Origin of the sequence: Dentiradicibacter hellwigii (genome assembly GCF_041770905.1) — a bacterium.
Taxonomy (GTDB): Bacteria; Pseudomonadota; Gammaproteobacteria; order Burkholderiales; family Rhodocyclaceae; genus Propionivibrio; species Propionivibrio hellwigii.
Genome location: NZ_JBEUWX010000001.1, coordinates 309,936 through 323,780, shown reverse-complemented (window position 1 = coordinate 323,780; position 13,845 = coordinate 309,936). Strand labels below are relative to the sequence as shown.

At 62.4% G+C, this 13,845-nt stretch carries 13 protein-coding genes; 9 read left to right on the top strand and 4 right to left on the bottom strand.

What is annotated here, in order from left to right:
* Positions 1-1,229 precede the first annotated feature (1,229 nt).
* Positions 1,230-4,028 carry a bifunctional [glutamate--ammonia ligase]-adenylyl-L-tyrosine phosphorylase/[glutamate--ammonia-ligase] adenylyltransferase gene (gene glnE / locus ABCS64_RS01510; RefSeq protein WP_418890176.1) on the top strand — a complete coding sequence of 933 codons (2,799 nt, stop codon included), beginning with the start codon at positions 1,230-1,232 and terminating at the stop codon, positions 4,026-4,028.
* Positions 4,029-4,130: 102 nt separating this feature from the next.
* Here the strand turns inward: glnE and mscL are convergent, their stop codons facing one another.
* The gene (gene mscL, locus ABCS64_RS01505; RefSeq protein WP_418890175.1) at positions 4,131-4,550 is read right to left on the bottom strand and encodes a large conductance mechanosensitive channel protein MscL; all 420 of its coding nucleotides are present in this window, start codon (positions 4,548-4,550) and stop codon (positions 4,131-4,133) included.
* Positions 4,551-5,235: 685 nt separating this feature from the next.
* Here mscL and ABCS64_RS01500 point away from each other — a divergent pair.
* The 5 genes from ABCS64_RS01500 (at position 5,236) to ABCS64_RS01480 (ending at position 8,496) form a co-directional block, all read left to right on the top strand.
* Positions 5,236-5,409, top strand: coding sequence for a hypothetical protein (locus ABCS64_RS01500; RefSeq protein ID WP_418890174.1), 174 nt, complete (start codon positions 5,236-5,238; stop codon positions 5,407-5,409).
* A gap of 56 nt (positions 5,410-5,465) precedes the next feature.
* A complete protein-coding gene (gene mtnA, locus ABCS64_RS01495; protein WP_418890173.1) occupies positions 5,466-6,743 on the top strand; it encodes an S-methyl-5-thioribose-1-phosphate isomerase in 1,278 nt (425 codons plus the stop codon).
* Positions 6,740-7,420, top strand: coding sequence for a class II aldolase/adducin family protein (locus ABCS64_RS01490; protein WP_418890172.1), 681 nt, complete (start codon positions 6,740-6,742; stop codon positions 7,418-7,420). Before mtnA ends, ABCS64_RS01490 begins: the two co-directional genes overlap by 4 nt.
* 14 nt (positions 7,421-7,434) lie before the next feature.
* Positions 7,435-7,662, top strand: coding sequence for a hypothetical protein (locus ABCS64_RS01485; RefSeq protein ID WP_418890171.1), 228 nt, complete (start codon positions 7,435-7,437; stop codon positions 7,660-7,662).
* Between the two features lie 375 nt (positions 7,663-8,037).
* On the top strand, positions 8,038-8,496 hold the full coding sequence (locus tag ABCS64_RS01480; protein WP_418890170.1) for a hypothetical protein: 459 nt from the start codon (positions 8,038-8,040) through the stop codon (positions 8,494-8,496).
* A 292-nt stretch (positions 8,497-8,788) separates the two neighbouring features.
* On the opposite strand, the gene ABCS64_RS01475 is transcribed toward ABCS64_RS01480, so the two are convergent.
* Complete coding sequence (locus tag ABCS64_RS01475) at positions 8,789-10,297, bottom strand: tripartite tricarboxylate transporter permease (protein ID WP_418890169.1); 1,509 nt, start codon at positions 10,295-10,297, stop codon at positions 8,789-8,791.
* An 86-nt stretch (positions 10,298-10,383) separates the two neighbouring features.
* Here ABCS64_RS01475 and ABCS64_RS01470 point away from each other — a divergent pair, with 86 nt between their 5' ends.
* Positions 10,384-10,524: a hypothetical protein gene (locus ABCS64_RS01470; RefSeq protein WP_418890168.1), complete on the top strand. Its 141-nt coding sequence runs from the start codon at positions 10,384-10,386 to the stop codon at positions 10,522-10,524.
* Here the strand turns inward: ABCS64_RS01470 and ABCS64_RS01465 are convergent.
* The gene (locus ABCS64_RS01465) at positions 10,482-10,946 is read right to left on the bottom strand and encodes a tripartite tricarboxylate transporter TctB family protein (protein ID WP_418890167.1); all 465 of its coding nucleotides are present in this window, start codon (positions 10,944-10,946) and stop codon (positions 10,482-10,484) included. The two genes, ABCS64_RS01470 and ABCS64_RS01465, sit on opposite strands and share 43 nt — an antisense overlap.
* A 145-nt stretch (positions 10,947-11,091) precedes the next feature.
* Entirely contained in the window at positions 11,092-12,150 is a 1,059-nt protein-coding gene (purM, locus tag ABCS64_RS01460) for a phosphoribosylformylglycinamidine cyclo-ligase (RefSeq protein ID WP_418890166.1), read from the bottom strand.
* 262 nt (positions 12,151-12,412) lie between these two features.
* Here purM and hda point away from each other — a divergent pair, with 262 nt between their 5' ends.
* Together hda and ABCS64_RS01450 are read left to right on the top strand one after the other, a co-directional pair.
* Complete coding sequence (gene hda / locus ABCS64_RS01455) at positions 12,413-13,162, top strand: DnaA regulatory inactivator Hda (protein WP_418890165.1); 750 nt, start codon at positions 12,413-12,415, stop codon at positions 13,160-13,162.
* 9 nt (positions 13,163-13,171) lie between these two features.
* Entirely contained in the window at positions 13,172-13,840 is a 669-nt protein-coding gene (locus ABCS64_RS01450) for a histidinol-phosphatase (protein ID WP_418890164.1), read from the top strand.
* Positions 13,841-13,845 lie beyond the last annotated feature (5 nt).

Below are 13,845 nucleotides of genomic sequence, written 5' to 3'. Positions count from 1 at the left end.
AGAGGGCAACACGCCGGAAGCTTCGGTTTCTGTTATTTCAGAAGGGATTTGATTTTGTCCCTGTGCTCTTTTTACTTTTTTACTCTCTCCTAAAAGGCAAGGGGCTATTCGGGTGCTCCGAACCCCGCGTGGAGTGGGCGTTTGCAGGCAGGCACCTCTGGAACCCTTATAAATAAAGGGCTTCAGGGCAGGTGCCCCGGAGATGCCCTAAATACAAGGGCTAGCGGGCAGGTGGCCGGAGATACTTTAAATAGAGGAATTGCCAAGGCTTGCGCGCTGACCTTTCCTCACGAACCGTTTCTTGATGCCGTTGCGCTGAGCGGCAGCGCACCCCGCTGACTTTCCCACCTTCTTTCTTTATCTCGCCAAAGAAAGTCAGCAAAGAAACGCGACCCCAGGCGCAGACTTTCCTTGTCGCTGGGCCGCTTGGCGGCGGGCTTGATTAACTCGCTTACGCTCGGACAATCAAGCCCTTGATTCCGCCAAGCTGCCCCGCGTCCCTGAAATAGCGGCTTCCTTTGCCAAAATACGGCGTTGGCTTCGCCTTGCCGTACTACTCGTACTGTCTGCGTCTCGCCGCCTTGTCTTTTGGCAAAGTCGAGTCGCTATAGATTGTCTGGTTTTTAAAAGGGCTGCCCGCAACCCCGCGTGGATAGGGCGTTTCTGGGCAGTTGCCTCTGGAGCCCTTATAAATAGGGCGTTTGCGGGCGGGGTGCCCGGAGATGCCCTAAATACAAGGGGTTTACGGGAACCTCCTCTAAAACGCCCTAAATACGCGGGGTTCAGGGCACCCATATTTGAGACGCCCCAAATATAGCGGCTCGACTTTGCCATGTGAAAAATAGGCTGTTAACCCCTCAGCCCTTTGGGCAGCTCCCCTTTAAAAAAGCGAGCGAAGCAGTCATTATGTTTTTTGATGCGCTGAAGCCCTTGTGTTTAAAGGGCTTCCGAGCATTTTATGTTTTCTGCACGGTTTTTACGGATTTTAGAGGGGACTTCGCAAGCTTAAATAGCGGCTCAACTTTGCCAAAAGACAAGGCGGTAAAGCCGCAGGCAGACCATTCAGTACGGCAAGGCCCGGTCAACACCGCAACGCCGTATTCTGGCAAAGGAAGCCGCTATCAACCCCCTCGGAGATGGCCGTGGATAAAGGACCTCATGGCATACCATCCTGAGATGCCCTATTTATAAGGATCTCCCGGCGGCGCTACAATGCTGCGCATTCCGCCATGACCACGCCCCCGACCTTGCCCGATACCGATACCGCCCTCACGCCAACCATGCCAACCATGCCGGCAGAATGGCAGCCGGCATTGGCGCACAGCTTTTACCTGCGCCAATTGCTCGATACCCGCCCCGACGTGGCGGCCTGGCTGGCTGAACATTGGCGGCAACCGGTGGATATGCCGGTGATGCGCGCTTATCTCGACGCCCATTTCACGCCTGCCGAACAGGGCGAAGAGGCGCTGCGTGCCGCCCTGCGCGGGCTGCGCCAGCGCGTTATGGCGGCGCTGATCGTGCGCGATCTTGGCGGCCTGGCACCGCTGGCCGAAGTCATGGAGAGCATGACGCAGCTGGCCGAGCTGACGACGAATACGGCGCTCGCTTTTCTGCATCGTCAGCTCGCTAGCCAGTACGGCGAGCCGCTTGACCGGCAAGGCCAGCCGCAGCGCCTGATCGTCGTCGGCATGGGCAAACTCGGCGGCCGCGAACTCAACGTATCGTCCGACGTCGATTTCATCTTCATTTACCCGGAAGACGGCGAAACGGCCGGCGTACCGGCGGGCGAAGGGCAGGCACGCCGCGCTGGCCGGAAGATCGAGGCCTACGAATTTTTTGTCCGCCTCGGCAAGCGTCTGATTGCGATGCTCGACGAAATCACCGGCGATGGCCGCGTTTTCCGCGTCGATATGCGTCTGCGCCCGAACGGCGATGCCGGCCCGCTGGTCTGCTCATTCGTTTCGCTCGAAAACTATCTGATCACCCAGGGGCGCGAATGGGAGCGTTATGCCTGGATCCGGGCGCGCATCCTGAATACGGGCGAAAACCACCAGCCGCACTGGACGGAGATGCTGGAGAAAATCGTCCGCCCGTTCATTTACCGCAAGTATCTGGATTTCGGCGCGATCAACGCCATGCGCGACCTGCACGCGCAGATTCGCCGCGAGGTGGTGCGCAAGGATCGGGCCGACCACATCAAGCTCGGACCGGGCGGCATCCGTGAAATCGAATTCATCGCCCAAGTGTTCCAGCTCATCCGCGGCGGACGCGACGGCGCCCTGCAAGTCTGCCCGACGCTCACCGTGCTGGCGCGGCTCATCGAACGCTGCCTGCTGAGTCCGGAGGGCGGCAACGAACTGCTCGCCGCCTATGCGTTTTTGCGCCGCCTCGAACACCGCCTGCAGTACGTCAACGATGAGCAGACCCACCGGCTGCCGACCGGCGATGCGGAGCGCGCGCAGATCGCCCGTTCGATGGGCTTTTCCGGCTGGCCGGCATTTGCCGCTGAGCTGGAAACGCACCGGGCGCGGGTCGCCCGTCATTTCAGCGGCATCTTTTCCGATTCCGTGGAAGACGCCCACCCGCTGGACGGCCTCTGGCGGGAGCAGATCGACGGTGACGATGCGCTGGAATCGGCCTCGACGCTGGGCTTCCGGCACCCCAAAGAAATGCTCGAACGCCTGCACGCCTTCCGCAAAAGCGCCAAATACCAGCAGTTGCCGACCTCCGGCCGGGAACGGCTGGATGCGCTCGGCCCGCGCCTGATCGAAGTCTCGGCAGCGACCCGCACGCCGGACGCCACCTGGCAGCGCGGACTCGACTTTTTTGAAACGATCAGCCGGCGCGGCGCCTATCTCGCCCTCTTGCAGGAGTACCCGCAAGCCCTGCGCAAGCTGGCGGAAATTATCGGCAGTTCGGCCTGGGCGGCGACTTATCTGACGCGCCATCCGATTCTGCTCGATGAGATCCTCGATCCGCACCTCTACGAAACCGCCATCGACTGGCCGGCCTTCCGCCAGCGGATGGCGCAGCGGCTGGCCGAGGCTGACGGGGACGCCGAACGCGAGATGGACATTCTGCGCGAAGAACACCACGCCCAGGTTTTCCGCCTGCTGGCGCAGGATATTGCCGGCCTGCACACCGTCGAACAGCTGGCCGACCATCTGACCGAACTGGCCGACATCATCGTACAAACGGCGCTGGACTTATGCTGGAAAAAATTGCGCAGCCGCCACCCGCAGCAACTGGCGGCGCCGCGCCTGGCCGTCATCGCCTACGGCAAGCTCGGCGGCAAGGAGCTGGGCTACGGTTCCGACCTCGATCTGGTGCTGCTGCACGATGACCCGGAACCGGGCGCCGGCGAACTGTACGCCCGCCTCGGCCAGCGCCTTAGCAACTGGCTGTCGGCGCAAACGCCGGCCGGACAGTTATTTGATGTCGATTACCGCCTGCGCCCGAACGGCGATGCCGGCATGCTCGTCAATCCGATCGAGGCCTTCCGCGATTACCAGCTTGAAAAAGCCTGGACGTTTGAGCACCAGGCACTGACCCGTGCGCGGTTTTGTGCCGGCGACGCGGCGCTGGGCGCGCGTTTTGAAGCCCTGCGCACCGACGTCCTGCGCCGGCCGCGCGATCTGGCGAAGCTGAAAGATGACGTGCTCGCCATGCGCCGGCGCATCCATGACGCGTGCGCCTCGCACAGCGAGGCCTTTTTTGATTTCAAGCGCGACGCCGGCGGCCTCGTCGATGTTGAATTCACCGTCCAGTATCTCGTGCTCGGCCACGCGCATCGGTACGAGCAACTCTGCGGCAACCTCGGCAACATCGCGCTGCTCGGCATCGCCGTCGAACTCGGCCTGATTCCGGAAAACTTAAGCGCCCCGGCGCGCGCCGCTTATCGCGAGTACCGCCGCATCCAGCACCATCTTCGGCTCGACGGCATCACCAGCAATCGGGTTGAGCGCGAGGCGCACATCCATCAAATCGAGGCGATACGGGCATTGTGGTCTGCTGTTTTCGACGCCTGAGCCGGGCCGCAAAATCAATGCGTAAAAAAACGGCGCGCCCGAAAGCACGCCTGTTTAAGATTTAACCGGCCCGACGACCCAGCAGCCGCGGTCGGCCGTCATTTATTTTTTCAGGCTGTCGCGGATTTCGCGCAGCAGCACGATGTCTTCCGGCGTTTCCGGTTCGGGTGCAGGCGCTTCCGGCTTGCGCAGTCTGTTCATCTGCTTGACCATCATGAAGATGATGAAAGCCAGAATGATGAAGTTGACCAGAATCGTAATGAAGTTGCCGTAAGCGAAGACCGGCACGCCGGCCTTTTTGAGCGCATCGAGCGTCATCGCCGTGCCGGCGGGCACATCACCGAGCACGACGAACAGGTTGGAGAAGTCGAATTTCCCGCCCATGAGCATCGAAACGATCGGCATGACCAGATCGTTCACCACAGAATCGACGATCTTGCCGAACGCGCCGCCGATGATGACGCCCACGGCCAGATCCATGGCATTGCCCCGCATGGCAAATTCTTTGAATTCTTGAAACATGTCGTTAGCTTTCTGAAAAATTAGGGTAATTTCATTTTACATGGCAATTTACATCCGATGTTTGACGAAACGTTGCCGACTTTAGGCCGGCATTGATCTTCTTGTCGGCAGTGCAATTGGATAGAATTTCACGAACATTTCACGAACCATTCCAGGCGGGCGCGCCGGGTGGTGCGCCGCGCCGCCGGAATCAGCGGCATTGGCTGGAATTGGTCGTAATTGGCCCTGATTGGTCGTGATTCGCCGTGACTGGTTCTGACTGGGCCTGATTGACCGGAATTTTCTGCCATTGCCTGCCCTTGAGACGAAAATATGCCTGCGAGAAGAGCGGTCATCGCGCACGGACTCTACTGGATTGCATTTCTGCTGCCCGGATGGGCGGGGCGCAAAGCCCTGGCCGCGCCACACGGTAACATGCACGCCAATGAAGCCTTGCCCGGCGACCAGCGCCGGCAATCAAATGCTGAGATGGAGTGGGGAGTGGAGAGAGTGAAGGCAGATGCGGATATGCTTGCGCCGCCTATGCCCGGCCGGCGCATCGTCGATCACGGCGCCCAGGCGACCAAGGAAATCCAATCGACAACAATCAGCCGATTCAGCTGGGAGGAAAACGGGCGCACGGCTTTTGAAATAACGCGCAAGGAAACGCATACCGCAGCGTCTGAACTTCATTCAGATACTGGCAATGTATGCGCAGCTTCTGCCCCACGCCATGACCATCAGCCGCACGACCGATCAGGCCTATTTCCAGTGTGGACAGGACAATGACGCCGTGGCCTTTGAGGCGAAGGCGCGGATCAGGCAGCTTGACGTACTGCGTGATTTTCTGGCGCAAAAACTTAAGGCGCGCCAGCCATAGCGCAGGCCGGCAAGCCGCGCGGACAGTTGATACGGAAGGACAGAAAGGACAGCGCATTGAACGCCCCACACAGCGCAGAAGCGCCCTACACCCAGCGCACGCTCTGGACAGAAACGGATCGGGATGGAGAACACGTCTGCACGCTCGACCAGACGATGCTGCCGCATGCCGTTCGCACCCTGCGCCTGAGCACGTTGGACGAAGCGGCGCACGCCATCCGCACCATGCAGGTGCGCGGCGCGCCGCTGATCGGCGTGACCGCCGCCTACGGCGTGGCGCTGGCCATGCGTCAGGATGCCGGCGACGCCGCGCTGGAAGCCGCTGTTGCGCGGCTGGCAGCCACCCGCCCGACCGCCGTCAACCTCGCCTGGGCGCTGGCGCGCATGCGCAAGCGCCTGACGCCGCTGCACCCCGCACAACGCGCCGACGCCGCCTGGCGCGAAGCGGCCGCCATCGCCGACGAAGACGCCGCGCAATGCCGGCGCATTGGCGCACACGGGCTGACGCTTCTGCGCGCGCTGACGCCCGCCGGACGACGCTTGAATCTGATGACGCATTGCAATGCCGGCGCCCTGGCGACCGTGGCGCATGGCACCGCGCTGGCGCCCATCTATGCCGCCCAGGCGGCCGGCATCGATCTGCACGTCTGGGTTTCTGAAACCCGTCCGCGCAACCAGGGCCTGCTCACGGCCTGGGAGCTGAAACAGCGCGGCGTGCCGCATACCGTCCTGGCCGACAACGCCGCCGGCCTGCTGCTTGCGCAAGGCCGGGTCGATGCCGTCCTCGTTGGCGCCGACCGCATCGCCGCCAACGGCGATGTCGCCAACAAGGTCGGCACCTATCTGAAAGCCCTGGCGGCGCGGGCGGCCGCGATTCCCTTTTACGTTGCCGCGCCCGCTTCAACCATCGACTTCGGCTGTCCGGACGGCGGCGCCATCCCCATCGAAGAACGTGATGGGGACGAGGTGCGCCTGATCGGCGGGACGGCGGAATGCGACGCGCCTGCTGGAAACAGAGACTCTGACGCCGCCGGCCACAACAACGCGCATGTCGACGCGCCTGCCGCCACCCATGCCAACAGGCCCGGCGACATGGGCGAATGTGCGCACGGCAAGGCGTGCGACGGGCGCGTAACGGCGCGCATCCTGCCGGCGGATGCGGCCGTCGCCAATCCGGCGTTCGACATCACCCCCGCCGCCTACATCACGGCGCTGATCACCGAACGCGGCGTCTGCCCGGCCTCGGCGGCAGGGCTGGGCGGCCTTTATCGTGATACTTCTGACACTCCTAACACGCCCGATACGCCCGACAACCCCGACAGGAAGCAGCCATGAAGACGACCGACCACGTCCGCCACCGCCTGATCGCCGCCGCGCACGGCATGCTCGCCGCCGGCCTGAACAAAGGCACCGCCGGCAACCTCAGCCTGCGCCTTACCCACAACGATGAAAACGGCGAGAACAGCGAAAGCGGCTTCCTGATAACGCCCTCCGGCATGGACTACGCCACACTGGAGGCGGAAGACATCGTATTCATGCGCTTTGACGGCATGGCCAGCGGCCGCCGTCAGCCATCCTCCGAATGGCGCTTTCACCGCGACCTCTACCTGGCCCACCCGCAGGCCGGCGCCGTGCTGCACGCGCATTCCCCTTTCGCTGTCAGCCTCGCCTGCCTGCGCTGGGACATTCCCCCTTTCCACTACATGATCGCCCGCTTCGGCGGCGACAACATCCGCTGCGCCCGCTACGCCACCTTCGGCACCCAGGCGCTGTCGGACGCGGCGCTGGAAGCGCTGAACGGCCGCACAGCCTGCCTGCTCGCCAATCACGGCTTTCTGCTCTACGCCGAGACGCCGGAACGCGCGCTGGCGCTGGGCATTGAATTTGAGGCGCTGTGCGAACAGTACTGGCGCGCCTGCCAGCTCGGCGCCCCCGTTCTGCTCGACGCCGACGAAATGGCGGTAATCCTGAAAAAATTCGCGCACTATGGGCAGCCGCAAAACGCGAAATAAATACGCAGACAAAGATGCTTGATTCCCTGCTTAATCTCCTGCTCGACTTCCTGCTCAACCTGCTGGATATCGTACTGTTCCTCCGGCGCCCGCTTCGCCTGCTCCTCTGCCTCCTCGTCTCCGGACTCCTGGCGATCTCACTCGCCTACAACTTCGCAGCCTTCACGCTCGGGCACGGCATCGCGCTGGTCATCGCCGGATGCGCGCTCGGCCTCTACCTGGAATCCCGCGCCAGAGGCTAAAAAACGGGGCGACCGCTCACCCGCGCAGAATGGGTAGCGCTGGCCGTAACGCTGGCGGTACCACTCACCGTCGGCCGCTAGCCCGCGTGGAATGGGCGTTTCCGGCCACCCTGCCCGGAAACCCTTATGGAATAAGCCTTTCAGCGATGGGCATCCGCAAACCCTTATAGAACGTGGGCTTCAGGGGTGGGCATCCGGAAACCCTTATAGAACGCGGGCTTCAGAGGTGCCTATCCATGCCCCCATCCCTGCAGCAGCGGGCGGGCGCAGGGCGCGTCATTCCTGCGCAATACCCCGGTGAAATGGAAATGGCTAAAATACTGAAAAAATTTGCGCATTACGCGCCACCATCCATCCGGGTTCACAACACATAGCATGCGTCATCATCTGGGGATTTTTCTGGTTCTGTTGTATTACGCCCATTGCGTCATGGCCATGTTTTATGCGGCAACGATCATCGACCCCAAAGGGCAGGCCGTCTGGCTTTCTGCGCCGCTTTGGTTAACGCCGCCCTCCTTGCTGCAATTCATGCCCTTGATCGGTGGGGAGCAATCCCATGAGCGATGGGTCTTACAAACATTGATTTATTTTCCGGCAGGCTTTGCCTTTACTTCCATCAGCCTGTACGGGGTCGGCGCCGTACTCCAGCGCATCTGGCAACTTGGCCTTTATTTTGCCATTGCGGTCGGCGCATCGCTGGGGTTTTTCCTGGGATGGCTGTGGTTTGCCATCACGCATGAACAAAATCTCCTGTGGTTTTCCGCACCATTGATCAGCGGTCTGATCAGCGCCCTGATATTCAGGCATGATGCCCAACGCCCCCGGGCGGATTGAACGGTGCGGTCGATGCGCGGGATTCCGAGTCGCCTCTTTTTGATGAGCACGATGCCGGCAGGGTGCTGCTCACCAATAAAACAGAGTGGCCGCCAGCCCGCGTGGAATGGGCGTTTCCAGCCACCCTACCCGGAAGCCCTTGTGGAATAAGCCTTCCAGCGATGGGTATCCGCAAACCCTTATGGGACGTGGGCTTCAGGGGTGGGCATCCGGAAACCCTTATAGGACGCGGGCTTCAGGGATGCCTATCCATGCCTCCATCCCCTGCAGCAGCAGGCGGGCGCAGCGTGCTTTATTCCTGCTCGACGAATACGGCTTCGCGCTTTTTGCCGATCGCCGGGAGGGCGATCATCACCATCAAGGCGATGGCAAGCGCGATCATCGTCGCCGCGATCGGGCGGGTGAGGAAGACGCTCCAGTCGCCGCGCGCCATGAGTAGGGCGCGGCGCAGGTTTTCTTCCATCATCGGGCCGAGGACAAAGCCGAGAATCAGCGGCGCCGGTTCAAAGCCGAGTTTGTGAAAGGCAAAGCCGATGACGGCGAAAACCGCCGCGCAGTAGACGTCGAAGGTATTGTTCGACAGCGAGTAAACGCCGATGGCGCAAAAAGCCATGATGGCGGGGAACAGGAAGCGATAGGGCACGGTCAGCAAACGGACCCAGATGCCGATCAGCGGCAGGTTGAGGATGACGAGCATCAGGTTGCCGATCCACATTGATGTCACCAGCCCCCAGAACAGGCTGGGGTTGGCCGTCATGACCTGGGGGCCGGGCTGAATGCCCATGATCGTCATGGCGCCCACCATCAATGCCATGACCGCGCTGGTCGGGATGCCGAGCGTGAGCATGGGAATGAACGAAGTCTGGGCGCCGGAATTGTTTGCCGCCTCGGGCGCGGCGACGCCTTCGATGGCGCCTTTGCCGAATGCCTGCGGCGTTTTTGAGAGTTTTTTCTCGATCGTGTAGGAGGAGAACGAGGCCAGCATCGGGCCGGCGCCAGGCAGCACGCCGAGCAGGCATCCAAGCAACGTTCCGCGCACCGTCGCCGGCGCGGCGGCCTTGAAATCTTCTTTGTCGGGCATGAGGTTGGTCACCTTCCGCACGAAGGTTTCGCGTTGCCCGGGCGGCCTGCCCAGGTTGGCGATGATTTCACCGAAGCTGAAAATCCCCATGGCGATGACGGTGAAGTTGATGCCGTCCATCAGTTCGGGGATGCCGAAGCTAAAACGCGGCACCGCCGTGATCACATCGGTATTGATCTGGCCGAGCAGCAGGCCAAGCACGACCATCGCCATCGCCTTGGGCAGCGAACCGGAGGCCAGAATAACCGCGCCGACCAGCCCCAGGAACATCAGGGCGCAGTATTCCGGCGCGCCGAATTCAAAGGCCAGGCTGGTCAGCGGCGGGGCGAAGGCGGCAACGACGAGCGTTCCTACCGTGCCGGCAAAAAAGGACGCCAGCGCGGCCGTCGCCAGCGCCTTGCCGGCGTGCCCGCGGCGCGCCATCTGGTAGCCGTCGAGCGCCGTCACCACGGATGAGGCTTCGCCCGGCACATTGATCAGGATCGCCGTCGTCGAGCCGCCATACTGCGCGCCGTAATAAATGCCGGCCAGCATGATCAGCGCGGAAGTCGGCGGCAGGGTGTACATCGAGGGAAGCAGCATGGCGATCGTAGCGATCGGCCCCAGCCCCGGCAGCACGCCGATCAGCGTGCCGAGCAAGGCGCCGAGAAAGGCGTACCCCAGGTTGGCCAGCGACAGCGAGGTCTGGAAACCCAGCACCAGATTCTGCAAAAGATCCATGAGCACTCTTTCCGGGGAAACCCTATATTGACTGGATTGACTGGCGTCGGCGCCGCGCTGAGGCGCCGGAACCTTCAGGCGGCAGGATGAACAACGAAGGCATCAAGCAGCCGCGTGCGCCGGGCAAAGCGGGCGGAACGGACAGAACAGGCGGCGAAACCATCGGCAGCATCGGCTTTATCGGCTACAGCGCCGGCCACAAGGGCATCGTCAATTGCAGGCCGTAAATGAAAATCGCGTAAGAGGCCAGCGTCAGAACCGCTGCATTGAGCAACGCATCCCGCCAGGAAAATTCACGGCTGCCCGCCGAAGTCAGGACAATCATGACCGGCAGACTGATAAAGAAGCCGAGCCGCGGCAGGGCAACGCCGAAAAACACAATCGCGCCGACCACGCAAAGCAGCGGCCGCCACGGAATTCTGCCGACAGGGTCGCCGTCCGTGCGATCCGTGCGTTGGCTGGTGAACGCCGAAAGCAGCACGACGACGCCAAGCAGCGCAAGAATGATCCCCAGACCAAAGGGAAAGTATCCCGGCCCCGGACGCACGGCGGTGCCAAAGCTGTAGTCGGTCGCGCCGACGGCAAACGCCAGGCCGATCAGGATGAGCAGCAGTCCGGCGACAAAATCTTTCTGGCTCCTGATCTTCATGAATTCCTGAATTCCTCCGCATCGGCCAGCAGAACGCGCCGCCGTTCCAGCGGCTTTATCTTTTGTCTCGGCCTGCTTTTTGCTGTCTGTGCCTTTTTGCTTCCGTGGGATCGCGCCGGCGTCCCGGCGCGCGCTTTCCGACTGCTTATACGACCAGCGTCTGCGCCTCGCCTTCGCCCCGCGCCTCGATATGGCCGATTTCCACCGCCTCTTCACCCGCCGCACGCAGCAGCCGCAGCGCCTGCGAGACGTTTTCGCGGGCAACGATGACCGCCATGCCGATGCCGCAGTTGAACACGCGGTGCATTTCATCCTCGGCCACGCGGCCTTCGCTTTGCAGCCACTGGAAAATCTTTGGGCGCTGCCAGGACGATTGTTCGATGACCGCCTTGACCGTTTTTGGCAGCACGCGCGGGATATTTTCGCGCAGACCGCCGCCGGTAATATGCGCCATGCCCTTGACCGGCAGGGCGGCCAGTACGGACAACATCGGTTTGACGTAAATGCGCGTCGGCGCCATGACCGCATCCGCCAGCGTCTTGCCGCCCTCAAAGGGGGCATCGAGCGCCGGTTTGGCGCGCTCGATGATCTTGCGCACCAGCGAATAGCCATTGGAATGCGCGCCGGACGAGGGCAGACCGAGCACGACATCGCCGGCCGCGATGTCCTGCCCCGTGATGATCTTCGATTTTTCGACCGCGCCGACGGCAAAGCCGGCCAGATCGTATTCACCGGGCGGATACATGCCGGGCATTTCCGCCGTCTCGCCGCCGATCAGCGCGCAGCCGGCCTGCTCGCAGCCTTGGGCGATACCGGCAACGACCGTCGCCGCGGTATCCACATCCAGCTTGCCGCAGGCAAAGTAATCAAGAAAAAACAACGGTTCCGCGCCCTGCACCAGTACATCGTTGACGCTCATGGCGACGAGGTCGATGCCCACCGTATCGTGGCGATTGAGTGCAAAGGCCAGGCGCAGTTTAGTCCCCACGCCGTCGGTGCCGGAGACAAGCACCGGCTCGCGGTAGCGTTTGGGCACCTCGAACAGCGCGCCAAACCCCCCCAGACCGCCGAGCACGCCCTCTCGCAGCGTTCTTTTGGCAAGCGGTTTGATGCGTTCGACCAGCGCATCGCCGGCATCGATATCGACACCGGAATCGCGGTAAGACAACGGAGACGGGGAAGAAGGCGGCACGGGCTGGGTCATCTCGTTCATCATCCTTGAAGATTGAATGGGCAGGAAAAAACGGCAGGAAGCCGGGGAAGGCGGGAAAAGCAGCGGAAGCCGGAATGGTAATGCTAGAATACGCAGCCTCCTCGACGCGCTGCGATTTTATCCAAATTCACTGCCCTGCGGGCGGCCCGCTCCGTCGTCATGCCTTAGCGTCAAGCCATCGCCATTTTCCATTGCGTCCTGCGTTGCAGGCGCGCTGTGCTCTCCATGACCTGCTCTCCATAACCTTTATCCCATGCATCAACTGATTCTCGACCTGCTGCCGGAAACACCCCCGTCGCTCGACAATTTCGTCGTTGGCAGCAACGGGGAGGCGCTGGCCGGGCTGGCCGGCTGGCTGGCCGCCGACAGTCGTGAAACCTTGCTGCTGTTGTGGGGCGAGCCGGCATCCGGCAAAACGCATCTGCTGCGCGCCAGCGGCGCACGCTATATCGACGCGCAGGACGATTGCGCACTCGCTGGTCTAGAGGCGGCGGCGACCGCGGAAGACACGATGGCGACGACAATGACTCCGGAAAGCATCCCCACGCGCGCCTCGCCCGTCCGTTACGCCATCGACAATATCGAAGCCCTCAATGAACGCGGCCAGATCGCCCTGTTCAACCTGTTCAACCGCCTGCGCGCAACAAATGGCGCCGGGCGTCTGCTCGCCGCCACCGCCGCGCCGCCGCAACAGCTCGCCGTGCGCGAAGACCTGCGCACCCGCCTTGGTTCCGGGCTTGTTTACCGGCTCCAGCCGCTGTCCGAAGCCGAACAGGACGCCGCCCTGACAGCCCAGGCCGCCCGCCGCGGACTCCGCCTGCCGACGGGAGCCCTCGCCTATCTGCGCAGCCGCGCGCCGCGCGACATGCGCAGCCTGTCCGCCTTGCTCGACGCGCTCGACCGCTACTCGCTGGAACGGCGGCGGCCGATCACCCTTCCCCTGCTGCGCGAAGTTCTGCACCCTGCCCCGCACACTGCCGCTTTTCAAAATAATTCAGAATAAATAGCCGCCATGCAACTTGCCCTTTTCGACCTTGACCATACCCTGCTGCCCTGCGACAGCGATTACGCCTGGACACAGTATCTGATCGATGCAGGGGTCGTCGATCGGGAGGATTTCACGCGAAAGAATGACGACTTTTATGCGCAATATCGTGCCGGCATGCTGGACGTCCAGGCTTTCCTCGACTTCCAGTTCGCGCCGCTGGCCGACAACCCGCGCGCCCGGCTCGACGCCTGGCACGCCGACTTCATGGCGCGCACGATCGTGCCGGTCATCGGCCAGGCGGCGCGCGCGCTGGTTAACCGCCACCAGGAACAAGGCGACCTGTGCGCGCTGATCACGGCGACCAACAGCTTTGTGACCGGGCCGATCGCCCGTGAATTCGGCATTCCGCACCTGATCGCCACCATCCCGGCGCAGGACGGATACGGCCGGTTTACCGGCCGGGTGCGCGGCACGCCGGCTTTTCGTGCAGGCAAGCTTGAGCGCCTGGACGCCTGGCTGGAAGCGATGGGGTCATGGCGCGGCGCATTCACGCGCATCTGGTTTTACAGCGACTCGTTCAATGACCTGCCGCTGTTGCAGGCGGTCAGCGATCCGGTCGCCGTACACCCCGACCCCCCCCTGCGCGCCCATGCCGAGCAGGCCGGCTGGCCGATTCTGGAACTGTATCCCTGACCTTC